Here is a 23,525-nt window from a genome sequence, read left to right on the forward strand (position 1 = left end):
ATCGCCGCAAAGGGCAATTTGGCGCCTCCAAGACCACAAATCGCCAGCAGAGGCAAGGAGCGCCTTCCGATGAAGCGGGAACGAAGCTGGCCCGGCAGCGCGGCGTGGCGGCCTCAGTCCGTCCTGACAGTCGCGGTGACGGCCTCGGTCACTGCGTCGGCGACCTCTCTCAAAAGATGCAGGTGCGGCGAACGCAGGACGACAATTCGCAGCGACAGCTCGAGGCCGGGAGCGTCGACCAGGGCAATGCCCTGCGGCAGCTTTTCCCGCAGCAGCCGCCTGGGCAGCAGGCCAAGGCCTTGGCCTCGACGAACCCAGTCGATCTGCAGCGCGCTGTCCTGAATCTCGGCGCCGACAGTCAATCTGTTCCCGCCCTCAGCAAGGGCAGCCGTCAGCCGCCGGCGCGCGTCGCAAGGCTCAGGGCTGAGGATCCAGGGCATGGTCTTGACGTCGGCTTGCCGGACAGTGCTTTCGGCAGCGATGACGCCGAGGGCCTCGGTTCCGACAACGCCGTCGCCAGCTTTGGAATTGCTGCCGTCCAGGATGACGGCGAGGTCAAGCTGTCCGCGCTTGTGCTGGTCGGCCAACTCAAGGCTCCAGCCGCTCTTCAGACGCAGCGAGACCTTCGGAAACCGGGCCACGGCATCACCAATGGCGGCGGCCACGGCTTTGTCGCAAAGTCCATGCGCGAGGCCGAGCCGCAGCAGGCCCTCCGGCTCGTCGCCCTTGGCGAATGATCTCAGCGCGGCGACGGCGGCGAGAATTTCCTTGCCGCGTGCCAGCACCTCTACGCCGGCCGGGGTCAGTCGCGACGGCTTTAGCCGGCGGTCGAGCAATTCCGTGCCGAGCATCTCCTCCAGCCGCTGGATCTGGCGGGTGACGGCCGGCTGCGTCAATGGCAGGCGTTGCGCCACCTTCTGAATCGAACCCTCCTCGGCAAAGAGGGCCAGTGTTTTCAGTTCTTCAAGCACGACACACCCGAACATGTCATAGAAGCATAATTATCCTGAACATTATGAATTTGAAATCCGATGGATGGCAAGCGATTTTCTTCCGGCAGGACCCCAGCTGGAAAGGAACGACGATGAAGGCGATCGAATTGCAGAGCCCGGGCGGCCTCGAGAACCTCAGAATGGTCGAGCGGCCGATGCCTGAGCCAGGGCGCCAGGAGATGATTGTGAAGGTCAAGACGACGGCGCTGAACTACCGCGATGCCGAGATCGTTCGCGGCAGCTATCACACGAAGTTTGCATTGCCGCTGGTGCCGCTGTCGGACGGCGTCGGCGAAGTCGTTGCCATCGGCGCCGAGGTCAGCCGGTTCAAGATCGGCGACCGGGTCTGCGGCACGTTCTGGCAGCGCTGGGTCGGCGGCAGTTTCGCCATGGCCGAGCCATCCTATCAACGTGGCGGCCCGATCGACGGGCTGCTCAGCGAATTTGCCCGGCTCGACGAACAGGCGGCGGTGCTGGCGCCGGCCAATCTGAGCGACCTCGAAGCGGCGACGCTGCCATGCGCCGGCGTGACGGCATGGCACGCGCTGTTTACGGAGGGCAGCGTCAAACCCGGCGACACCGTGCTTTGCCTCGGCACCGGCGGCGTTTCGCTGTTTGCGGTGCAGTTCGCCGCCGCTGCCGGGGCGCGCGTCATCGTGACGTCGAGCAGCGACGAGAAGCTTGCGCGGGCAAAGCAACTTGGCGCGCAGGATGGCGTGAACTATCGCAGCGTCCCCGATTGGGCATCGGCCGTGCTGGGATTAACGGATGGCCGCGGCGCCGACCATATCATCGAGGTTGGCGGACCGCAGAGTTTTGCACAATCGCTGAGGGCAGCGGCGCGCGGCGCCCAGATCAACGTCATCGGCTATCTCGGCGGCAGTGACGGCGCCATCAACCCGCTCGACATCTTCCGCCGGCAGGTCCGGGCGCGAGGCATACCGGTGGGCTCACGCGAATCCTTCGAGGCGATGAACCGCGCCATTGTCGTCAACCGGTTGAGACCGGTGATCGACCGGGTCGTGCCATGGAGCCGGGCCGCCGAAGCCTTTCGGTACCTTGAACACGGCTCTCCCTTCGGCAAGGTCGTGCTCGATCATACCCAATGAGTCCGCCTGACGACCCTGGTGCAATGAGTCCCGAGATCGCGGTCAGGGCAGGCGGTTGGCCCGTTGCAGCGCCTGCTGCGTCTGCTCGTCGGTCAGGCCCTGCAGGAAATCGTCCATCTCTTGGTCGATGAGCCCGGCGCGGCGGGCGACAACATACCAGGCGCCGGCGAGGATCAGATCCGGGTTGGTGCCGATGCCGTTCATGTAGAGCTTCGCGAGACGGTTCTGGGCGGCGACATTGCCGCCTTCTGCGGCCTGCTTCATCCAGTTGAAGCCGGATTTCAGGTCGCGGGCGCCGCCGCGCCCCTCGATCATCCAGGTTGCGAGATCGATCTGTGCGGTGTCGTAGTTCTGCCGCGCGGCCTGTGCCAGCAGGCCGCGGGCGCGGACATCGTCGCGCGGCTTGCCGCCGGCGCCGTTGGCGTAGACCTGTGCCATCGCATATTGTGCGTCGGCAAGCCCGGTCGCGGCAGCGCGCTCGTAATAGGACACGGCTTTGGCAATACCGGCATCGCCGGGCTCCTGTTCGACCATCAGCTGCGCAAAATTGAACTGCGCCAGGCGGTTGCCAGCCTCGGCGGCGGCCTGCATCAGCGCATAGGCCTCCTTCTCGTCCTTTTTGACGTAGCGGCCGTCGAGCAGCATCAGCGCATACTGGAATTGCGATTCCGGCACGCCCTGCTCGGCGGCAAGCGCATACCACTTCGCCGCCCCTGCCGCGTCGACCGGCACGCCGAGGCCGCGCGACATTATCTCGGCCACCAGCGTCTGTGCCGCCGGATCGCCGTTTTGAGCACGGGAGAGCGCAAGGTTGTAGGCCGTCTTGTAGAGCCCGCGTTGAAAGGCGCCGTAGGCAGCGTCGGACGGCTTTGCGCCGAAGCGGTCGGGGTTGATGGTGTCGGCCGACGGCAACGGGGTGGTGGTGGCGGGCTGCGGCAATTGTGCGGCGATGGGCTTGTCGGCAGGTTCGCTGGAATCCGGCCTGGGCTGCGGCAGAGGAACGGGTTCCGCCGCTATCGCCTGCGTCACGGCCGTTGCAAGAAAGGCGCTGAAAAGGATATTCCGCGAGAGCACGTCAGTCCTCGAAGCGCGGCGCGGTTTCGTCGAGCAGCGCGTTGGCGGCGGCGACCGCCATCTTCGGATCGACGCCGTCGGCGAAAACGGCGCTGGACAGCGCCACGAATTCAGCGCCGGTGGCGGCGACCGCTTCCACCGAGGCAAGATCCGATCCGGCCATGACGATGCAGGGGATCTGGATGACGTCCGCCCACCATTGCCCGAGCGACAAATTGCGGGGGTGCGGCTCAGGCTTGTTGTCGTAGCCGAAGCGGCCGAAGAAAATGTAATCAGGCCTGACCTCGCCGAGTTCCAGCGCATCGTCGCGGGTCTTGGCGCCGCCGGTGCCGACCATCATCCTGGCCTGGAAGTGTTCGATCGTTTCGGCGAGCTCGTCCTTGCCGACCTCGACATGGATGCCGTCGGCCTGGACACGGCCGGCGATGCGGGTGTCGCCGGCAATGATGACGGCAATGCCGGCCGCTTGCGCCACCGGCACGATCTGCTCGGCAAAGGCTTGGAAAGAGGCCTCGTCCAGACCGTTTTCCGGCAGGATGAGCGAGGCGACGTCACCGCCGTCGAAGGCCGCGGCGATGCGCGCGGCCGGCACGTTCGGCGGCGCGATCAGCACGATACGGCAGCGGTTGGGCGGCGTTGCGTCATTCATTGAATTCGATCCCGGTTATCGCCTATGCCGGGCGAAGATGGTTGCATTGCGGCATAGAGCAAAGTGCGGGGATTGAACAGGCGGCAGGGGGATCACGTTTGCCGTCAACGATTCCATAGGGCTCGGCGCATGGCTGCCGTTGGCCGAAATTCTCTTCGCCTGGTCGCTTGCGGCCCTACGCAGGCACCTTCGATTTCCACAGCGACCAGCCGAGATTCATGCCGGCGGCGGCGACCAGGATGGCGGCGGCGCCGACGATCTGCGCCGGATGCAGCCGATGGCCGAAGGCGACGACATCGACGAGGATGGCGACGACTGGGTAGATGAAGGACAGCGATCCCTGCAGATGCGTCGGCAGCTTCTGGATGGCACCGTACATGAGGATGTACATCAGGCCGGTATGGACGATGCCGAGTGTCGCCAGCATGACCCAGCTCCGCGCATCGACGGGAAGGTGGGTGAGATTGGCGAAGGGTGCCAGCATGAGAACGCCGACGCAGACCTGGATCAGGGCGATCAGGTGCGGCGGCGTGCCTTTGAGCTTCTTGGTGACGATAGCCGCAACGGCCCAGAAGAAAGCCGCGGCCAGCGCCATCGCAATGCCGGTAAAGTAATCCGTACCATGATCGCCTGCATCGGGCGCGGCCTGCACGATCAGCAGCATGCCGGAAAAGGCGATGCCGAGCCAGGTCAGCTTGGTCACCGTCAGCCGTTCGGAGAAGAAGAGCGCGCCAAAACCCACCAGCATGAAGGGCTGCGTGTTGTAAACGGCCGTGGCGATCGAGATCGACGCGCGGGAAAACGCGCTGAACAGCAACAGCCAGTTGATAACGATGGCAGCACCGCCGAGAGCCGCGATCGCGACAATGCGAAGCGACAGCCTGCCACGCAGCAGTCCCAGCGCCGCGCAGATGATCAGCAGCGTTACCGCCCCGAAAGCACAGCGCCAGAACACCACGTCCATAATAGGTTGGCCGGAAAGGACGACGAACCAGCCGATCGTGCCGAGGATCGCCATCGCCGCCGTCATTTCGATCGTGCCGCGTACCGTGTTGTCCATGGATGCTCCTGAAACCCGTTGAGATTTTATAATCCCACAGCGGATCGGGTCTTTCCATGACTTCTAGCTGGTGATATGCAGGACGAACCTCATTAAATTAGGTAAACATCGGCTTTCTTGGAATTGTAAAATGCTGGACGAGCTCGATAGAAAGCTCCTCGATATCCTGGTCAAGGATTCACGGACCTCGCTGAAGGAACTGGCGCTGCAGGTCGGGTTGTCGTCGCCAAGCGTTTCGGAGCGGCTTCGGCGGCTTGAGGATCGCGGCGTCATCCGCGCGTTCACCATCGACATCGATCCGCAGGCGCTCGGCTACGCCTTGCAGGCGATCGTTCGCATCCGGCCATTGCCGGGCAAGCTGCACATCGTCCAGAAGCTGATCGAGGAAATCCCGGAATTCGGCGAATGCGACAAGGTGACGGGCGATGACTGCTTCGTTGCCCGGCTGTTCGTCCGCTCGATCGGCGAGCTCGACCGGATTCTCGACCGCATCGCCGACAAGGCCGAAACCAGCACCGCCATCATCAAGGCGCAGCCGATCCGGAGACGCCCGCCGCCGCTCGACATGCCAAACATGTGACGGGTTTCGGTGGCGTGGCCCACATATTTGCGGTCGCGGTCTGGCCATTTCTGGTCTATTCCAGAGTTCAACTTTCCCTCCAGCGTCCTTTCCCCATGTCAGGCCTGCTCGTCGATCCCTGGTTCTATGCCGCGGCTATTCCGGCCGTTATCCTCGTCGGCCTGTCGAAAGGCGGCTTCGGCGGCGCCGTCGGTTTTGTCGGCGTGCCGTTGATGGCGCTGACCATGCCGCCGGTTCAGGCTGCCGCAATCCTTCTGCCAATTCTGTGCCTGATGGACATTGTCTCGGTGTGGACGTGGTGGGGCATCTTCGACCGCAAGATGCTGGCCGACATGATGCCGGGCGCCGTGATCGGCATCGCCCTTGGCTGGCTGACGGCGGCACTTGTAACCGAAGAGATGGTGCGGCTGATCGTCGGCGCGGTTGCCCTGATTTTCGTGCTGCGCTGGCTCTATTTGCAACTCCGCCACGGTGCCGGCCACGCAGCGGAGCCCAACCGCGTCGCCGCGGGCTTCTGGGGTACCGTTGCCGGGTTCACCAGCTTCGTCGCCCATGTCGGCGGCCCGCCTTTTCAGGTCTATGCGCTGCCGATCAGGCTCGATCCGAAGGTGCTGTCGGGCACCGCGGCGATCTTTTTCGCCGTCACCAATGCGCTGAAGCTCATCCCTTATTTCGCGCTCGGCCAGTTCGACACCACCAATTTGACCGCGTCGGCGGTGCTGATGCCACTGGCGCCGCTGTCGACAATCGCCGGCGCCTGGCTGGTGCGGCGGATGCGGCCGGAGCTGTTCTATCCCTTCACCTATGCGACCGTGGCGGTCGTCGCGGTCAAGCTTCTGTGGGACGGCATCGCCGGCCTCCTGTAAGACGGCGGCCCCATTCGGCCGCCGCCGGATTCCTAAAACCTCAGGCGGCACTCGGCAGCAGCTGCCGCGTCCTGCCAAGCGCCAGGGCAATGCCGGTTGCCAGTACGAACGCCATGCAGCCCAGAATGGTGATGTCGTGCAGCGTCGGCTTCAGCACCATGTCCGCGATGATCACCAGCATCACCGAATAGTCGAAGCGCGCGGCGCTGAGGACGCGCTGGCCCTGGGCAAGCACCGCCGGCGTCACGCCATCCTTGGCGATCATGCCTGCCATGCGGTCGGCAGTCGGCTTGAAGATGAACATGCCGATGCAGAAGGTCGTCGCATAACCGGCAAGGCCGATCAGCACCCACAGATCGGAAAAGCCGACCCAGAAGCCGCACATGATGAGGCCGAAAAGCAATGTCAGCATCGACATCGGCGCGAAGAACCGGTTGCCGAGCTCGCCGGTGGCGCGCATCGCCTGCAGCATGCCTTCGACGTTTCCAGCGCGGCCGGCGCGTACCGCGAGCAGCATCAGCGTGAAGCCGCCGCCGACCCAGAGGATCGCCGAGACGATGTGCAGAAATTTAACGGCCGAGTACCAGTCCATTATTCGCTCCTTGAGAGATTTGATGATTTGCCGGAGCGCAAGGTTTGCTCCGCCTCGTTGCGAGGAACGGGCGTTTAGCGCGGCGCCTGTTTCGGAACGATGTCGCGCGCAGTGCCGTTTTGTTTCGGTAAGCCGGTCACCATTTGGAGGAAACCACGGCGCAAGCGTCGCCCCGACTTTCCAGCCGGTGGTGTGAACGGCGCCGTGGCCAGTCAGCTGTGCTGTTACGGCACAGATGCTGGGCGCTTGATCGAAAAATATGCCCCGCGTTAAGGCTTCGTTAAGCTTTACAGGCGTTTACTATGTCCATCCAGTGATCTGGATTCTTACCGAGTGGTTGGAGCCACTTTGTTTGACGCCTCCCTGTTAAACTCCTGAGAGCCGCCTTATCCGCGGCTCTTTTTTTGTCCGCCGGCATGGGCGTTCTTCCGGCTAAATGCGGCCGTTAACCGTTTGTTAAACATGTGCTTGCCTTCGCTGGCAGCGAAGCGCATTTTCAAGCTTCAGTCGTTTAGGCTGCCGGATATGGCGGCCAAGAGCCGAATCGGCCGGCTGTCAGGCAAGTGCAGGGGCGTAGCGATGAACGAGCCTTCGAAGGCGAGCGCGAAAACCATCAAGCTGGCGGAGCGCCGGGTTTTCTCCCAATCCTTCAAGCCGCTCTATCAGGAAGGCATGGGCCTGGTCGAGCAGGCCGCCGAATATCTCGACGGCAAGGGCCGCGCCGAGGCCAAGAAGCTGTCGAGGCTGGCGGCGACGCTTTATGCGGCCGAATCGATGCGGCTGACCACCAGGCTGATGCAGGTCGCCTCGTGGCTGCTTTTGCAGCGGGCGGCGAATTCCGGCGAGATGACCCGCGATCAGGTGGCCTCAGAAAAATCCAAGGTGCGTCTCGACACTGCCTCGGCGCATGAGGAGGCGCCCGGCTGGGCCGAGCTGCCGACGGATTTCATCGACCTCGTCAACCGCTCGCTGCGGCTGCAGGCGCTGGTGCGCCGCATGGACGAGGAGATCTACGGCGGCCTCGCCGAGGTGCCGCCGTCGAGCCGTCGCGTCAATCCGGTGTCGGACCAGATCACGCTGCTCAACACGGCTTTCGCCCGCGGCTGAGAGAACGTTTGGAAACTCTACCCCTGCAGCGCCGCGTCCTTTTGGACGCGCAAAGGACGCTGCAGCACTTTGATTGAGCATGATCCCCTCGGGATCACGCGTGGGCTCACGGACCCAAATGTCCGCTGCGCTCCGGTTCTCGAAACCACCACCATATGACTCGCCGGAGCGACTTTCGAAACGGTCTCAGAGGCTCTCTGGACATGACGAGCCCTGGTTTCTGGTTTGTTCACATTTCGCTGGCATCGCTGCTCGCCGGGGTTAAAGTTGACGGATGGGGGAAGCGATTCGCATCATCGGCATCGATCCAGGGCTGAGGCGCACCGGCTGGGGCATCGTCGAAAGCCTCGGCAATTCGCTGCGCTTCGTCGCTTCCGGCACAGTGCGGTCCGACGACAAGGCCGCGCTGGCGGTGCGTCTTTGCCAGTTGCATGACGGGCTCTCCGAAATCCTGCATGCCGCGATGCCGCACGAGGCGGCGGTCGAGCAAACTTTCGTCAACAAGGACGCGGCGGCGACGCTGAAACTCGGCCAGGCGCGCGGCATCGCCATGCTGGTGCCGGCGCGTGCCGGCCTTGTCGTTGCCGAATATGCGCCAAACGCCGTCAAAAAGGCGGTAATCGGCGTCGGCCATGGCGACAAGAAGCAGATCCACATGATGGTCAAGGTGCTGATGCCGAAGGCGACTTTCGACAGCGATGACGCCGCCGACGCGCTGGCTATCGCCATCTGTCACGCGCATCACCGGCAGAGCATCGCCTACAGGATGGCGGCGCTGGCCGGATAAGTATGTTCTTGACTTGTCTCCAGTGGGCAATAAGTAATACCAACGAGGTATTACCATGCGCGTTACCACCAAGGGCCAAGTGACCATCCCGAAGGAAATACGGGATCATCTCGGTATCGGCCCGGGCTCGGAGGTGGAGTTCGTCCCCACCGAGGACGGCGCTCGTGTCATAGCCGTCGACGAAAACGTGTCGGAGGAGGAAGCCTCGCGCAGATTCAGCCAGATGCTCGATCGTATGGCCGGTACGCTGGATCTGGGAGGCTTGACGGCGGATGAATATGTGGAATGGCTGAGGGGCCCACGTGAAGATCTCGACATTGATTGACACAAATGTCTTGATCGACGTTTGGGGTCCTGCCGGACGGGAGACGAAATGGTCGGCATCCGCGATTACCGCATGCCGGCGCGACGGCGCACTCGTAATCAATGCAATCGTCTGGTCCGAGCTCGCGCCGTTGATTGCGACCGAACAGGCTCTTCGTCAAGCAGCCGACATGCTCAAGATGGATCGCGAATTTCTGCCGTGGGAAGCAGCCTTCCTCGCTGGTGTCACGCACTCGCGCTATCGCCGCGCCGGCGGCATTCGCGAACGAACCTTGCCGGATTTCTTTATTGGAGCCCATGCGGTTGTCGCTGGGCATCGCCTGCTGACGCGCAATGCTGCGCGCTATCGCGGCTATTTCCCGGACCTCGATATCATCTCTCCGGAAACCCACCCGGCATGATCGGCACGCTCAAATGATCGGCAAGCTAAAAGGCACGCTGGATGAGATCGACGAGGATTTCTGCATCGTCGACGTGCATGGCGTCGGCTATGTCGCCTACTGCTCGGCGCGCACGCTGGCGGCATTGCCGCGGCCGGGCGAGGCGGTCGTGCTGTTCATCGAGACCTATGTGCGCGAGGACATGCTGCGGCTCTATGGGTTCCAGTCGGTGCTGGAGCGCGAATGGTTCCGGCTGTTGATGAACAATGTGCAAGGCGTCGGCGCCAAGGTGGCGCTGGCCATCCTGTCGACGCTGGCGCCGGCCGATCTCGCCAATGCGATTGCGTTGCGCGATATCGCCATGGTCAGCCGTGCGCCGGGCGTCGGCAAGAAGGTCGCGGAGCGCATCGTCACCGAATTGAAGAACAAGGCGCCGGCCTATGCGGGCACTGCCTCCGGCACCATCGGCCTGAAGCAGGAGCTCGGCGAGGGCGTCGCCTCGGCGCCGATCACCGACGCCGTCTCGGCGCTGGTCAATCTCGGCTATTCGCGCGACACCGCCGCCAATGCGGTGGCGGCGGCGCTGAAGACGGCAGGCGAGGAGGCGGACGCCTCGAAGCTGATCCGCTTCGGCCTGAAGGAGCTGGCACGGTGAGACGTTGCCCGACAAATAAATTCCGACTAGGAACAAGAGCATGGTCGGATATGCAAGCTTGACCTCCAGGGGGCAGCTTACGATTCCAAAGAAAGTCCGGAACGAGTTGTCGCTCAAGTCAGGCGATACTGTTGCGTGGACGGTCGTGGATGGTCTCCTGATAGGAACGCCGCGCAATCTCGAATTTGCCGACCTCGCTGGATTTCTAGGCGATCCACCTGACGGGCCTGCTGCGCTGGAACAGATCGACGCGGTGGTAAGAGATGCAGTGGGCCGCCATGTTGTTGGCGAGGAGCACGGCGACGAACGAGAGGGTGCCGGGTGACGTTGATCGGTATCGATACAAACTTTTTCTTTCGGGCGGTATGCGCATGAGCCTTTCGCCACGCCTCATTGCTCCCGACAGACGCGGCGAGGACGCCGAGCAGACCTTGCGGCCGCAGACGCTTGGCGACTTCGTCGGCCAGGCGGCGGTGCGGGCCAATCTCAAAGTGTTCATCGAGGCCGCCAAGGGGCGCAGCGAAGCGCTCGACCATGTGCTGTTCGTCGGCCCGCCCGGCCTCGGCAAGACGACGCTGGCGCAAATCATGGCGCGCGAGCTCGGCGTGAATTTCCGCTCGACCTCGGGTCCGGTCATCGCCAAGGCCGGCGATCTCGCGGCGCTGCTCACCAACCTCGAAGACCGTGACGTGCTGTTCATCGATGAGATCCACCGGCTCAACCCGGCGGTCGAGGAAATCCTCTATCCGGCGATGGAGGATTTCCAGCTCGACCTGATCATCGGCGAGGGGCCGGCGGCGCGCTCGGTCAAGATCGACCTGGCCCGCTTCACGCTTGTCGCCGCCACCACCCGGCTCGGCCTTTTGACCAACCCGCTGCGCGACCGGTTCGGCATTCCGGTGCGGCTCAATTTTTACTCGGTCGAGGAACTCGAGCAGATCGTGCGGCGTGGCGCCCGCATCCTTGCCATGCCGCTCGGCGACGACGGTGCCTTGGAGATCGCCCGGCGGGCGCGCGGCACGCCGCGCATCGCCGGCCGGCTGTTGCGCCGGGTGCGCGACTTCGCCAGCGTTGCCGGCGAGGGTCATGTCGACCGCAAGGTCGCCGACGAGGCGCTGACGCGGCTGGAGGTCGACGGGCTCGGCCTCGACGCGCTCGACCGCCGTTATCTGTCGATGATCGCCCGGAATTTCGGCGGCGGGCCGGTCGGCATCGAGACAATCGCTGCCGGGCTTTCCGAGCCACGCGATGCCATCGAGGACATCATCGAACCCTTTCTGATCCAGCAAGGCTTCATCATGCGTACCCCGCGCGGCCGCGTGCTGGCGGCCAATGCCTGGCGGCATCTCGGCCTCGACGCGCCAAAGGACCTGGCGCAGCAGCAGATCAGCCTGTTCCAGGAAGAACCCTAAGTTCCGCTGCTTATGGCTTCGGTGCTGGCAGTTCCCCGGCCCAGCCCTCCAGGTCTTGATCATCGCCGGTCTATGCGCAAAACAGGTGTTGCTTGAAACAGGGCCTGTCGGGCCAAAAGGACAGCGCAATGGACGATCACGGTGAATCGGCATTGTCCGCCGGACTTTCCGGCGCGCTGACGGAATTCGGCCATCGATTGATGGCGCGGGTCTATTATGCCGATACCGATTTTTCCGGCGTCGTCTACCACGCACGCTATCTCGAATTCTTCGAGCGCGGCCGTTCCGACTATCTGCGGCTGGCCGGCGTCCACCACACCGAGCTTGCCGACGGCAAGCATGGCGAGAAAATAGTCTGGGTGGTGCGGCGCATGGAGATCGATTTCCGCGGTTCGGCCCGCATGGACGACATCCTGACCATCGACACGCGCACCGACGAGATTTCCGGTGCGCGCATCGTCATGGCGCAGCAATTGAAGCGCGGCAGCGAAGTGCTGGTCGAGGCGCGTGTCGAAGCGGCGATCGTCGGCGAGAACGGGCGGCCGCGGCGCTTTCCCAAGGACTGGATCGCAGCCTTCATGCCCAGGGCGAGCAAATAAGGGTTCAGAGGCGGTCGATCTCGGAGCTCTCGTCCGGGCCAGGATCGCCGGGCGGCCCACAAGGCGCGGCAATGCGCCGCGCTGTACGTCCTAACCCATCCTTAACCATAACGGTCCATGAAGGGATTGGTTAAGATTGGAAGAATCCAAGCGCCTTCCTTTCACCAATATTTGCCCCGAAAAGGCCGCCAACGGTGCATTTGGGGTTATTCCGCAAGCTTAACGCGAACGGACCACAAGGGATGCCCATGGGCCAGCCGCCAGCCATGCCCGGAAAATCTTTAAGGACGTAACATGGAAAACATCGCTCTCGCCGACCCGGGCGCGCATTTATCGATTTGGGCCTTGTTCATGCAGGCCGGTTGGGTGGTCAAGCTGGTCATGATCGGCTTGCTCTGCGCCTCGATCTGGACCTGGGCGATCATCGTCGACAAGCTCGTCGCCTATGCCCGCATGCGGCTGGCGCTCAACCGCTTCGAACAGGTGTTCTGGTCGGGACAGTCGCTGGAAGAACTTTACCGCACGCTCGCCGACCGCAAGACGACCGGCATGAGCGCGATCTTCGTCGCCGCCATGCGCGAATGGAAGAAAAGCTTCGAGAAGGGCGCGAAATCGCCGCTGGGCCTGCAGACCCGCATCGACAAAGCTATGGATCTGGCGTTGACCCGCGAGATGGAAAAGCTGGAAGGGCGGCTCGGCTTCCTCGCCACCACCGGCTCGGCGGCGCCCTTCATCGGCCTGTTCGGCACGGTTATCGGCATCATGACCTCGTTCCAGGCGATCGCCGCCTCGAAGAACACCAGCCTGTCGGTGGTCGCGCCCGGCATCGCCGAAGCGCTGCTGGCGACCGCGATCGGCCTGCTAGCCGCCATCCCGGCCGTCATCGCCTACAACAAGCTGTCGTCCGACGCGAGCAAGATCGCGGTGCGCATGGAAGGGTTCGCGGACGAGTTCTCCGCCATACTCTCGCGCCAAATCGATGAAAAAGTCGCGCAGAAGGCCTGAGGAACGATCATGGGAATGTCCGTAAGCGCAGGTGGCGGAGGACGCGGCGGGCGCGGCCACAGGCGGCGCGGCCGCCATCACGCCTTGATATCGGAGATCAACGTCACGCCGATGGTCGACGTGATGCTGGTGCTGCTGATCATCTTCATGGTCGCGGCGCCGTTGCTGACGGTCGGCGTGCCGATCGACCTGCCGGATACCCAGGCCAAAGCGATGAACGCCGATACCCAGCCTATAACCGTGTCCATCAACTCGGCCGGTCAGATCTACCTCCAGGAAACCGAGACCCCGATCGAGGAGCTGGTGGCAAAGCTGCAGGCGATCTCGAAGACCGGCTATGACGAGCGCATTTTCATCAGGGGTGACAAGTCCACCGACTATGGCACTGCCATGAAGGTGATGGCCCGCATCTCGGCTGCTGGCTACAAGAATATCGGCCTGGTTTCACTGCAGGAACAGGATCAGTAGACGCAAGATGAGGACCGGCCTCACCACATCGGTGATCTTGCATACGGTGGCGATCGCCTTCGGGCTGTTCACGTTGTCCTCGCCGCCCGCGATGCCTGCGTCCGACGCGGAATCGGTGTCGGTCGAGATCGTGCCGATGGAAGCGACGGCACAGGTCCTGCAAGGCGACAAGAAGGCTGTAATGCACGACAAGCCGGCGCCGGTACCGACGCAGCGTCCCGACATCGTTCCCGATGCCCAGAAAGTCGGCGATAACAGCGTCGACACCGACAAGCCGCCGACACCTGAGCCCAAGCCCCAGCCAGTCGACATGACGGCGGCTCCGCCACCCGCGCCGACGCCGGTCGAAAAGCCCAAGCCCGAGGACGTGCCGAAGCCGAAGGAAGAGCCGAAGCCTATTCCCGCTACGGAGGTGGCGCCGGTGCCGCAGCCGAAGGAAGAGGTCAAGCCCGAACCTGTCAAGCAGACCGAGCCCAAGCCGACGCCGGCCAAGGAGCCGACGCCCACGCCGCCGCAGGACAAGACTGCCGCGATCGATCCGCAGCCCGAGGTCAAGCCGGATGCCGTCGCCGAGGCGATTGCCAAGCAACCGCCAACCGAGGAGGCGCAGCTTCCGGACTCGGCGCCAGCACCCGAGGCTCGGCCAAAGCCGCAGCCGGCCCAGGCCGAGAGCGCCAAGGCACCGGAGCGCAAGGACGCCGACAAGCCGATCAAGGAAGCCTCATCCAAGCCGAAATCGGACGACAAGCAATTCAACGCCGACGAGATTTCGGCTCTGCTCGACAAGCGGAAGCCGTCCGGCGGCGGCGCCAAGCGCTCGACCCAGCAGGCTTCGCTCGGCGGCGAGAAGAACCAAGGCACCAAACTCTCGCAGAGCGAGCTTGATGGCCTGAAGGCCCAGATCAAACGCTGCTGGAGTGTGACACCCGGCACATTCGATGGCGACAGCCAAAAAGTCACCATCAGGATGAAGCTCACGCAAAATGGCGAGATCGACGGCGCTCCGGAAGTCGGATCCGCGGGCGATGGCTCAATGGGCTCCCGAGTCGCCTCGGAAGCAGCGCGGCGCGCAGTGCTGCGATGTGCGCCCTACAATCTGCCCGTCGCAAAATATGACGGCGAGCTGGGATGGAACGAGGTCGAGGTCAATTTCATCCCCAGCGACATGTATTGATTGCCGAGAGAACAACGAGGCTGAACGAATGAAGAAGTTGCTTACGACGCTGATACTGATCGGCACGATTGCGACCGCCATGAGCGGGCTCGCCACGCTGCCGGCAAAGGCGTTGGTCCAACTCGATTTGACTCAACCCAATATCGAGCCTCTGCCGATCGCCATCACCGACTTTCAATCGGGCGACGCATTGGGCGCGGAGATATCGGGGATCGTCATCGACGATTTGAAGCGCTCGGGCCTGTTTGCTCCGATCGACAAGAGCGCTTTCATTGAAAAGATCTCCAACCCGGATGCCACGCCCCGCTTCGAGGACTGGAAGGTAATCAACGCCCAGGCTTTGGTCACCGGCAGCGTCGGCAAGGAAGCCGACGGCCGTGTCCGCGCCCAGTACCGGCTGTGGGACGCCTTTGCCGGCCAGCAGCTCTCGGGCGAACAGTTCTTCGCCAACGACGCCAATACCAGGCGCGTCGGCCATATCATCGCCGATGCGATCTACGAGCGGCTGACCGGCGAGAAGGGCTATTTCGACACGCGCGTCGTCTTCATCGACGAGTCCGGTGCCAAGAATGCGCGCAAGAAGCGGCTAGCCATCATGGACCAGGACGGCGCCAACGTCCGCTATCTCTCGAACGGCAAATCGATCGTGCTGACGCCGCGCTTTTCGCCGAACCGGCAGGAAATCACCTACATGTCCTATGAAAGCGGTCAGCCGCGGGTGTACCTGCTGCAGATCGAGACGGGGCAGCGCGAGCTGGTCGGCAATTTCCCCGGCATGACGTTTGCGCCGCGCTTTTCGCCGGACGGCCAGAAGGTAATCATGAGCCTGCTGCGCGATGACGGCAATTCCAACATCTTCGCCATGGATCTGAGAAGCCGCTCGACAACCAGGCTCACCAACTCGACCGCCATCGACACCTCACCGTCCTACTCGCCTGACGGCAGCAAGGTGGTGTTCACCTCGGATCGTGGCGGCCGCGCGCAGATCTATGTGATGGGCGCCGACGGCTCGGGCCAGACCCGCATCTCGTTCGGCGACGGCGTCTATTCGACGCCGGTGTGGTCGCCGCGCGGCGATCTCATCGCCTTCACCAAGCAGACCGGCGGCGAATTCCAGATCGGCGTCATGCGCACCGACGGTTCGGGTGAGCGCATCCTGTCCACCGGCTTTCAGCAGGAAGGGCCGACCTGGGCGCCCAACGGCCGGGTGCTGATGTTCTTCCGCGATTCCAATGGCGGACCAAAACTTGTTTCGGTCGATCTCACCGGCCGCAACGAACAGTCGATCCCGACGGCGAACTTCGCCTCGGATCCGGCCTGGTCGCCGCTGCTGGAGTGATGGAAGAAGAACTGAGGAATTGAAGAACTGAAGAACTGAGGAGATGGAGAAGCCGGGGCGCTACGTTGAGCGCGCGAGGGACCTGGAGGTCTACAAACGCGCCTACGCGGTTTCTCTTGAGGTGCATAGAGCCACGCTTGCTTTTCCGAAAATTGAGCAATACGCGCTAGCCGATCAATTGCGTCGCTCGAGTAAGGCAATCTGCGCCAATTTAGCTGAGGGATTTGCCAAGCAGAGCCATTCCAAAGCCGAATTCGCTCGCTTCGTTTCGATGGCGTTGGGTCATGCAGCGAAGTGGAGACGTGGATATGTTACGCGTTCGATCTTCAATACATCACGCAGTCCCAACTCGACGCCTGGCGGCAATCTTATGCCCAAATCCATGGGATGCTCGTGAGCCTCAGAGAGAAGCTGACGTAATTCCTTTTTCTTCAATTCCTCAGTTCTTCAGTTCCTCAATTCCCTCTTTTTCATGTTTTGGCCGCATTTCCGCCTACGGTCCGCGCTCATTGTCGCCCCTCGGCAGAACGGTTGCGGACGGCAGCCGAAACCAAATTTTAACCGTGTTTCTTGAGCGCCGGTTAACCCAAACCTGGTTACTGGACGATCAATGAAATCACTCGAATTGCGAAGGAGAGGCGGCATGGGCCGTATCGCAGCACTTACCACAAACCCGGTCATGATCGCGCTGGTCGCTATGCTCGCGATCACCGGTTGCGCCTCGAAGAAGACGCCGAACAGCGCCGCCGATCTCGGCCTCAACGGCGCCGGCGCGGCAACGCCCGGGTCGGCCCAGGACTTTACCGTCAACATCGGCGACCGCATCTTCTTCGATACCGATTCGTCCTCGATCCGCGCCGATGCGCAGACGACGCTGTCGCGCCAGGCGCAGTGGCTGAACCAGTACAAGCAGTATGCCATCGTCATCGAAGGCCATGCCGACGAGCGCGGCACGCGCGAATACAATCTGGCGCTCGGCGCCCGCCGTGCTGCCGCCACACGCGACTTCCTGGTCGCCAAGGGTGTTTCGGCGCAGCGCCTGAAGACCATTTCCTACGGCAAGGAGCGTCCGGTCGCGGTTTGCGACGACATCTCCTGCTGGTCGCAGAACCGCCGCGCCGTAACCACGCTGGGCGGCGCCGGTTCTTGATCGGCATAAATGCAACACTTGGTGCGAAAGGCGGCCAAAAGGCCGCCTTTTTCATATCTGCTCGCTCCAAACAAAATTTGGCCGAAGTCTCACGTCCTGTTAAGAGCCGAGAGCGTCTGGCTAGTCCCCGGTTGACTGGTCTACTTCGAATGAGAGGCGCGCAACAATGGTTTCACGGCGAGAGGCACATGCATTTCAGATCGGTCTTGAGCGGCACGCTTGCGCTGCTGCTCGTATCAAGTATCGCGGCACTTGCTGACGGGGCAAACGGCACCGGGCAGTCATCGGAAAGCGGTTTTTCCTTCCACCTGCCGACGATCAAACTGCCCGGCATTTTCGGCGAAAAGAAAAAGCCGGATCAGGTTCAATTCGCGCAACAGGATGGCACCGGCACTCCGGCGCTGGAGGAACAGCTCCGGCAGATGAATGGCAAGATCGAGGAACTCAATTTCCAGGTCCTGCAGATGCAGGAGCAGATCCGCAAGCAGCAGGAAGACAACGAATTCCGCTTCCAGCAGTTGGAAGGCGGTCCGCAAGGCGCGCAGCAGCCGGCCGAGCAGAAGAAGTCCGAGGCGGCGCCTAGCAGCGACAGCCCCAGCGGCGACAGTAACGTGGCGGAGGCGCCGGGGACGCCGGCTCCGGCCGATGCGGGCAAGGCGGCAGACGGCGACAAGAGCGTCGAGGACGTCATCGTCGAATCGCCCAGCGGCGATCCCGGCAAGCTGATCCCCGGCGCGCCGCCCAAGACGTTCGGCACCATCACCGTCGACAAAAACGGCAATGTCGTCGAAGCCGACGGCAATGCGCCGGAGCAGAATACGGCCCCAGCCAACGGCGCCAGCGCAGCCGGCAACAAGGCCGGTAAATCCGACGATACGGTGGTCGCGGCACTCCCGTCGACCAACGATCCGGAGGAGCTTTACCGCAACTCTTACCAGTTCATCCTGTCGGGCGACTACAGCACCGCCGAACAGGGTTTCCGCGACCATATCGCCCGTTTTCCCAGAGACGCCAAGGCGGCGGACGCGCATTACTGGCTCGGTGAATCGCTGCTCGGCCAGCAGAAATACCGCGATGCGGCCGAGACTTTCCTCGCTGCCAGCAAGGACTATCCCAAGGCCAAGAAGGCGCCCGACATGCTGCTGAAGCTCGGCGTTTCACTTGTCGGGCTGAAGCAGCGCGACGTGGCCTGTGCCACCTTCAGCGAGATCGGCAAGCGCTACCCCGATATTTCCGGCGCGCTCAAGGAGCGGGTCAAGCAGGAAAGGGCGCTCGCGGCGTGCTAGTATTTCTGTTGCATGTCGTAGCCCCAAAACCGGGTCCACTTTTGGACGACATGCATGACGCTCGACACCGAGCCTGACCTTTCGGATTTTTCACGGATCGACTTTTCCAACGGCGCTGTTGCAGCCGTGTCCGGCGGCAGCGACTCGACCGCCCTTCTCCTCCTCCTCAAAGCCCATCTCGACCGTAACGCCCCGGCAACGAAATTGCTGGCGGTAACGATCGATCATCAATTGCGGCCGCAAGCGGCAGCGGAAGCGCAAGCCGTGGCCAGGCTGTGTGCGGCGCGCGGCATTGCCCATCGCATCCTCGCCTGGTCGGGGCACAAACCATCGACCGGCCTGCCCGCCGCCGCGCGCGAAGCCCGATACCGGCTGCTCGCCGAGGCCGCCGACGCGGAAGACATCGGCCTGATCCTGACCGGCCACACAGCCGACGACCAGGCCGAGACCGTGCTGATGCGGCAAGCACGTGACGACGGGCCAGGTGAGGAGAGGCCGCGCGAGGAAGGGCGGGGCCTTGCCGGCATGGCGCCGGCAACCCTCTACGAGTGGCGGCACTGGATCGTGCGGCCGCTGCTCGGCGTAAGGCGTGCTGAGCTGCGCGAATTCCTGCGGCGTGAACAGGTCGCCTGGATCGAAGATCCGACCAATGCCGACACCGCTTTCGAGCGGCCGCGCGTCCGCGCAGCACTTGCCGAAGGCGATGGTGCGCCTCGCGTGGCTGAAGCGATAGCGCTGGCCAGAAAGGCGGCGGCCGAGCGTGAGCAGCTGGGACATCGCGCGGCCATGCTGATCCGCAGCTTGGCCTCCAGGCCGGCCGCCGGCCTCGTCCGCCTCGATCGGGATTTTGCGACGGCCGCCGACAGCCGGGCGGCCATTTATGCGCTGCGCATCCTGCTGGCGGCGACCGGCGGCACCGCCTTCCTTCCCGACCAGGCCCGCAGCGAAGCCCTTTTCGGCCGGTTCCGCACCGGGCCGCTTTGTGCCACATTGTCGCGGACCGTGATCGATGCCCGGCGTACCGGCATCTTTCTGCACCGCGAATTGCGGGATCTGCCGCCCGCTGTTGCGTTTTCCGACAATGCCCTGTGGGACGGCCGCAGACGGATCACGTTGGGCGACAGTCCAGGTGCATTGTTGATCGCGCCGCTGTTGGTAGCCCCGCTCGGGGCGGCTCTTGCCGCAAAGCGGGCAATTGCCGGGCATGGCACGCCGGCAAGCCTTGTACGCGCAGCCCTGGCCGCCGAGCCGGCGCTATGGCGGGATGGCGAATGCCTTGGTCTGCCTGGGGAAGGCCCGGGTTTGCCCGGGGAAGGCCCGATGCCGGCGGCTGTCGCCGCATATCCGGCAGTCGCGCCCTTCGCCCGTTTCCTGCCGTCCTTCGATCTGGCGCCGGCCGATGCCGTCGCCGCCTTGCTTGGCGCGGCGCCGGTTCCAGCCTCGCCATTCGGTGGCCACAGTGCCGGCCTACCACGGGCGAATGCTTAACCGAGACCTGCTGTTATGCTTGGCAAGGGGGAACGCTCTCCCTATGTTAGGGCCAAGTTTCCTCTCACGACGCGTGTCCGCCCAGCGGCGCCAACGGGACAATTGATGAATCCAAATTATCGCAACCTCGCGCTCTGGGCGATCATAGCGGTCCTGCTCATCGCTCTCTTCAATCTTTTCCAGACGCCGCAGACGCGTGGAGCCTCGAGCGATGTCCCCTATTCGCAGTTCCTGCAGGAAGTCGCGGCGGGACGGATCAAGTCGGTGACCATCGCCGGCGCCCGTATTTCCGGCAATTACACGGACAGTTCCAACGGCTTCCAGACCTATTCGCCTGGGGACCCGTCACTGGTTTCGCGTCTGCAGGACAAGAACGTCACCATCAATGCGCGTCCTGAATCCGACGGCTCCAATTCGCTGTTCGGCACCCTGATCTCCTGGCTGCCGATGATCCTCATCCTCGGCGTCTGGATATTCTTCATGCGCCAGATGCAGTCCGGTTCCGGCCGCGCCATGGGCTTCGGCAAGTCGAAGGCCAAGCTTTTGACCGAAGCACATGGCCGCGTCACCTTCCAGGATGTCGCCGGCGTCGACGAAGCCAAGGAAGATCTGGAAGAGATCGTCGAGTTCCTTCGCGACCCGCAGAAATTCCAGCGGCTCGGCGGCAAGATCCCACGCGGCGTGCTGCTCGTCGGTCCTCCCGGAACCGGCAAGACGCTGCTCGCCCGCTCGGTCGCGGGTGAAGCCAACGTGCCGTTCTTCACCATTTCGGGCTCGGACTTCGTCGAGATGTTCGTCGGCGTCGGCGCAAGCCGCGTCCGCGACATGTTCGACCAGGCCAAGAAGAACGCGCCTTGCATCATCTTCATCGACGAAATCGACGCGGTCGGCCGCCATCGCGGCGCCGGCCTCGGCGGCGGCAATGATGAACGCGAGCAGACGCTGAACCAGCTGCTGGTCGAGATGGATGGCTTCGAATCCAACGAAAGCATCATCCTGATCGCCGCCACCAACCGGCCAGACGTGCTCGATCCGGCGCTGCTGAGGCCGGGCCGCTTCGACCGCCAGGTGGTGGTGCCGAACCCCGACATCGTCGGCCGCGAGAAGATCCTGAAAGTGCATGTGCGCAACGTGCCGCTGGCGCCCAATGTCGACCTCAAGGTGATCGCGCGCGGCACGCCGGGCTTTTCCGGCGCCGACCTGATGAACCTGGTCAACGAATCCGCCCTGATGGCGGCGCGGCGCAACAAGCGCCTCGTCACCATGGCCGAATTCGAGGACGCCAAGGACAAGATCATGATGGGCGCCGAGCGCCGCTCGTCGGCGATGACGCAGGCCGAGAAGGAGCTGACCGCCTATCATGAGGCCGGCCATGCCATCCTGGCGCTCAACGTGCCGTCGGCCGATCCGCTGCACAAGGCGACCATCATCCCGCGCGGCCGGGCACTCGGCATGGTCATGCAGCTGCCGGAAGGCGACCGCTATTCGATGAGCTACAAATACATGATCTCGCGCCTCGCCATCATGATGGGCGGCCGTGTCGCGGAGGAGTTCAAATTCGGCAAGGAGAACATCACCTCCGGCGCCTCCTCCGATATCGAGCAGGCGACCAAGCTGGCGCGTGCCATGGTGACGCGCTGGGGCTTCTCCGACAAGCTCGGCCATGTCGCCTATGGCGACAACCAGGAGGAGGTGTTCCTCGGCCATTCGGTGGCGCGCACGCAGAACATCTCGGAAGAGACGGCGCAGATCATCGACGCCGAAGTGCGCCGGCTGATCGACGAGGCCTATTCGACGGCAAGGTCCATCCTGACCAAGAAAAAGAAGGAATGGATCGCGCTGGCGCAGGGCCTGCTCGAATACGAGACGCTGTCCGGCGAGGAGATCAAGCAGCTGATCGCCGGCAATAAGCCCGCGCGCGACCTTGGCGACGACACGCCGCCGAGCCGCGGCTCGGCCGTGCCGAAGTCCGGCCGCCGCAAGAAGGGCCCCGAGCCCGAAGGCGGCATGGAACCCCAGCCATCAAGCTAGGCTCCGGCCCAGGACAGATCGACTTCGAAACGCCGCGGCTCTAACCGCGGCGTTTTCTCTTGGGGAATGCGACCCTTCCTGCATCGCTGGAAATTGGCGAAAGTGACGATGACGGCCAATCTCCCCCCTCGTGGGGAGATGTCCGGCAGGCCAGAGCGGGGCGCGAAGGAACGGGGCCTTCTATCGTCCTCGTTGACGATTTCGGGAAGATCGACAAAGCGCGCCGGAGAATGAAGCTCGCATTTTTTGCCGGCGGCGCCACATTTTGTTCTTGCTTTGTGCCGGCAGCTATGCTACTAATTTAGGTATGGTGCCAATTGGCGCTGATGACCCGCCCGCCGAGGCGGGTTTTTTTATTTCAGGCTCCTTTTCGACCAAGCGTCGCGCGTGCTGGCGACCATCGATGTCGGCGGGACAGTGTCCCAGGACAGCGCCCTCCTCTGTCCTGCCGGACATCTCCCCCACGAGGGGCAGATTGGCAGCGGCGCCGCTTGCGCGCGGATGGCGCTCCTCGCACGTGTTCGGCAGCAACAAAAAAGCCCGCGAACCTTGCGGCTCGCGGGCTCATGTCGTCGGACGGTGGCGCCGGTCAGCTCTTCAGCTTGGCGTTGCAGAGGCTGTAGAAGCCGCCGCCCTTCTGGATCCACCTGAGGCCGCCCAGCGTGTTGGCGTCCTTGTTGGCGTAGTAGAGGTCGAGGCAGGTGTGCATGCGGCCCTTGGCCGGGGTCTCGGTTGCATACTTCTTGGAGATCGCCGTCGGGAATTTCACGCCCTGGGGGGCGGTGATGGTCGGCGGTTGCGGATCGCCGGTGTACTTGGCATCGGGAGCCGGCAGGGTGTCGTCGTCGGCTGCGCCGGCGCCGCATTGGCTCTTGCGGAAGTCGTTCCACTTCATGCCGTTCAGCGTGTTGCCGGCCTTGGCAGCCTGATATTTGGCGCTGCAATCCGCCATGCTGAGGCCTTTGTCGGTATCGGTCGCGGCGGCTGTCGTCGCCTTGGCAGGTGCCGCGGCAGGCTGTGCGGCTGCAGTTGCGCCGGCGGCGCATTCACTCTTGCGGAAGTCGTTCCATTTCATGCCGTTGAGCGTGCCGGCAGCCTTGGCGGCCTGGTATTTGGTGCTGCATTCCTTGGCCGTCAGCCCAGGCGCCGCGTCATCGCTGCTGGCCGCCGCTGCTTTGGTCGTGGCGGCGGGTTGTGCGGCTGCCGTCGCGCCGGCGGCGCACTGGGTCTTGCGGAAATCGTTCCACTTCATGCCGTTGAGCGTGCCGGCAGCCTTGGCGGCCTGGTATTTGGTGCTGCACTCCTTCGCCGTCAGGCCCGGCGCCGCACCGTCGGCGGCGGCTGCCTTGGTCGTGTCGGCGGCCTTGGCCGTGGCTTTGGCTGGCGCGGGTTCGGTTG

The 23,525-nt window shown here is 63.4% G+C and carries 25 protein-coding genes and 1 pseudogene; 20 read left to right on the forward strand and 6 right to left on the reverse strand.

Annotated elements, in window-relative coordinates:
- Positions 1-113: 113 nt before the first annotated feature.
- Positions 114-971 (reverse strand): LysR family transcriptional regulator, encoded by an 858-nt coding sequence (locus NKK47_RS00970; RefSeq protein WP_198023577.1) that lies wholly within the window; start codon positions 969-971, stop codon positions 114-116.
- Between the two features lie 113 nt (positions 972-1,084).
- Here NKK47_RS00970 and NKK47_RS00975 point away from each other — a divergent pair, with 113 nt between their 5' ends.
- Entirely contained in the window at positions 1,085-2,101 is a 1,017-nt protein-coding gene (locus tag NKK47_RS00975; RefSeq protein WP_352574701.1) for a zinc-dependent alcohol dehydrogenase family protein, read from the forward strand.
- 42 nt (positions 2,102-2,143) lie between these two features.
- Here the strand turns inward: NKK47_RS00975 and NKK47_RS00980 are convergent, their stop codons facing one another.
- The 3 genes from NKK47_RS00980 to NKK47_RS00990 form a co-directional block, all read right to left on the reverse strand.
- Entirely contained in the window at positions 2,144-3,175 is a 1,032-nt protein-coding gene (locus tag NKK47_RS00980; protein ID WP_352574703.1) for a tetratricopeptide repeat protein, read from the reverse strand.
- Position 3,176: 1 nt separating this feature from the next.
- Positions 3,177-3,824: a thiamine phosphate synthase gene (locus tag NKK47_RS00985; RefSeq protein WP_352574705.1), complete on the reverse strand. Its 648-nt coding sequence runs from the start codon at positions 3,822-3,824 to the stop codon at positions 3,177-3,179.
- Between the two features lie 175 nt (positions 3,825-3,999).
- Positions 4,000-4,884, reverse strand: a complete 885-nt coding sequence (locus NKK47_RS00990) for a DMT family transporter (protein WP_352574707.1) — start codon at positions 4,882-4,884, stop codon at positions 4,000-4,002.
- 130 nt (positions 4,885-5,014) lie between these two features.
- On the opposite strand from NKK47_RS00990, the gene NKK47_RS00995 reads away from it, so the two are divergent.
- Together NKK47_RS00995 and NKK47_RS01000 are read left to right on the forward strand one after the other, a co-directional pair.
- A complete protein-coding gene (locus NKK47_RS00995; RefSeq protein ID WP_352574709.1) occupies positions 5,015-5,464 on the forward strand; it encodes an Lrp/AsnC family transcriptional regulator in 450 nt (149 codons plus the stop codon).
- Between the two features lie 95 nt (positions 5,465-5,559).
- Positions 5,560-6,330: a sulfite exporter TauE/SafE family protein gene (locus NKK47_RS01000; RefSeq protein WP_352450835.1), complete on the forward strand. Its 771-nt coding sequence runs from the start codon at positions 5,560-5,562 to the stop codon at positions 6,328-6,330.
- A 40-nt stretch (positions 6,331-6,370) separates the two neighbouring features.
- On the opposite strand, the gene NKK47_RS01005 is transcribed toward NKK47_RS01000, so the two are convergent.
- Entirely contained in the window at positions 6,371-6,922 is a 552-nt protein-coding gene (locus NKK47_RS01005; protein ID WP_352574711.1) for a DUF2269 family protein, read from the reverse strand.
- Positions 6,923-7,501: 579 nt separating this feature from the next.
- Here NKK47_RS01005 and rcdA point away from each other — a divergent pair.
- From rcdA to ftsH, 17 genes and pseudogenes are all read left to right on the forward strand, one after another.
- Positions 7,502-8,029, forward strand: a complete 528-nt coding sequence (gene rcdA, locus NKK47_RS01010; RefSeq protein WP_352574712.1) for a protease adaptor protein RcdA — start codon at positions 7,502-7,504, stop codon at positions 8,027-8,029.
- Between the two features lie 274 nt (positions 8,030-8,303).
- Positions 8,304-8,816 carry a crossover junction endodeoxyribonuclease RuvC gene (gene ruvC / locus NKK47_RS01015; protein WP_352574714.1) on the forward strand — a complete coding sequence of 171 codons (513 nt, stop codon included), beginning with the start codon at positions 8,304-8,306 and terminating at the stop codon, positions 8,814-8,816.
- Between the two features lie 55 nt (positions 8,817-8,871).
- Positions 8,872-9,141 carry an AbrB/MazE/SpoVT family DNA-binding domain-containing protein gene (locus tag NKK47_RS01020; protein WP_352574716.1) on the forward strand — a complete coding sequence of 90 codons (270 nt, stop codon included), beginning with the start codon at positions 8,872-8,874 and terminating at the stop codon, positions 9,139-9,141.
- On the forward strand, positions 9,119-9,541 hold the full coding sequence (locus NKK47_RS01025) for a type II toxin-antitoxin system VapC family toxin (RefSeq protein WP_023678002.1): 423 nt from the start codon (positions 9,119-9,121) through the stop codon (positions 9,539-9,541). Before NKK47_RS01020 ends, NKK47_RS01025 begins: the two co-directional genes overlap by 23 nt.
- Positions 9,542-9,554: 13 nt before the next feature.
- Positions 9,555-10,175, forward strand: coding sequence for a Holliday junction branch migration protein RuvA (ruvA, locus tag NKK47_RS01030; RefSeq protein WP_023678001.1), 621 nt, complete (start codon positions 9,555-9,557; stop codon positions 10,173-10,175).
- 40 nt (positions 10,176-10,215) lie between these two features.
- Entirely contained in the window at positions 10,216-10,500 is a 285-nt protein-coding gene (locus NKK47_RS01035; RefSeq protein WP_023678000.1) for an AbrB/MazE/SpoVT family DNA-binding domain-containing protein, read from the forward strand.
- Positions 10,501-10,546: 46 nt separating this feature from the next.
- Positions 10,547-11,587, forward strand: a complete 1,041-nt coding sequence (ruvB, locus tag NKK47_RS01040) for a Holliday junction branch migration DNA helicase RuvB (RefSeq protein ID WP_352574718.1) — start codon at positions 10,547-10,549, stop codon at positions 11,585-11,587.
- Between the two features lie 128 nt (positions 11,588-11,715).
- A complete protein-coding gene (gene ybgC / locus NKK47_RS01045) occupies positions 11,716-12,186 on the forward strand; it encodes a tol-pal system-associated acyl-CoA thioesterase (protein WP_352574720.1) in 471 nt (156 codons plus the stop codon).
- A gap of 294 nt (positions 12,187-12,480) precedes the next feature.
- The gene (gene tolQ / locus NKK47_RS01050; RefSeq protein ID WP_352489260.1) at positions 12,481-13,191 is read left to right on the forward strand and encodes a protein TolQ; all 711 of its coding nucleotides are present in this window, start codon (positions 12,481-12,483) and stop codon (positions 13,189-13,191) included.
- 9 nt (positions 13,192-13,200) lie between these two features.
- Entirely contained in the window at positions 13,201-13,659 is a 459-nt protein-coding gene (gene tolR, locus NKK47_RS01055; protein WP_352574722.1) for a protein TolR, read from the forward strand.
- A 7-nt stretch (positions 13,660-13,666) separates the two neighbouring features.
- A complete protein-coding gene (tolA, locus tag NKK47_RS01060; protein ID WP_352574724.1) occupies positions 13,667-14,833 on the forward strand; it encodes a cell envelope integrity protein TolA in 1,167 nt (388 codons plus the stop codon).
- A gap of 28 nt (positions 14,834-14,861) precedes the next feature.
- Positions 14,862-16,172, forward strand: coding sequence for a Tol-Pal system beta propeller repeat protein TolB (tolB, locus tag NKK47_RS01065; protein ID WP_352574725.1), 1,311 nt, complete (start codon positions 14,862-14,864; stop codon positions 16,170-16,172).
- Between the two features lie 43 nt (positions 16,173-16,215).
- A pseudogene (locus NKK47_RS01070) lies at positions 16,216-16,592 on the forward strand (four helix bundle protein).
- Between the two features lie 223 nt (positions 16,593-16,815).
- Entirely contained in the window at positions 16,816-17,322 is a 507-nt protein-coding gene (gene pal, locus NKK47_RS01075) for a peptidoglycan-associated lipoprotein Pal (protein ID WP_023677992.1), read from the forward strand.
- Positions 17,323-17,510: 188 nt separating this feature from the next.
- On the forward strand, positions 17,511-18,608 hold the full coding sequence (ybgF, locus tag NKK47_RS01080) for a tol-pal system protein YbgF (protein ID WP_352574727.1): 1,098 nt from the start codon (positions 17,511-17,513) through the stop codon (positions 18,606-18,608).
- Positions 18,609-18,662: 54 nt separating this feature from the next.
- A complete protein-coding gene (tilS, locus tag NKK47_RS01085) occupies positions 18,663-20,096 on the forward strand; it encodes a tRNA lysidine(34) synthetase TilS (RefSeq protein WP_352574729.1) in 1,434 nt (477 codons plus the stop codon).
- A 105-nt stretch (positions 20,097-20,201) separates the two neighbouring features.
- Positions 20,202-22,127: an ATP-dependent zinc metalloprotease FtsH gene (ftsH, locus tag NKK47_RS01090; RefSeq protein WP_023677989.1), complete on the forward strand. Its 1,926-nt coding sequence runs from the start codon at positions 20,202-20,204 to the stop codon at positions 22,125-22,127.
- Between the two features lie 589 nt (positions 22,128-22,716).
- On the opposite strand, the gene NKK47_RS01095 is transcribed toward ftsH, so the two are convergent.
- Positions 22,717-23,379, reverse strand: a complete 663-nt coding sequence (locus NKK47_RS01095) for a hypothetical protein (RefSeq protein ID WP_502904970.1) — start codon at positions 23,377-23,379, stop codon at positions 22,717-22,719.
- Positions 23,380-23,525 lie beyond the last annotated feature (146 nt).

It is taken from the genome of Mesorhizobium sp. M0019, from assembly GCF_040323975.1.
GTDB lineage: Bacteria > Pseudomonadota > Alphaproteobacteria > Rhizobiales > Rhizobiaceae > Mesorhizobium.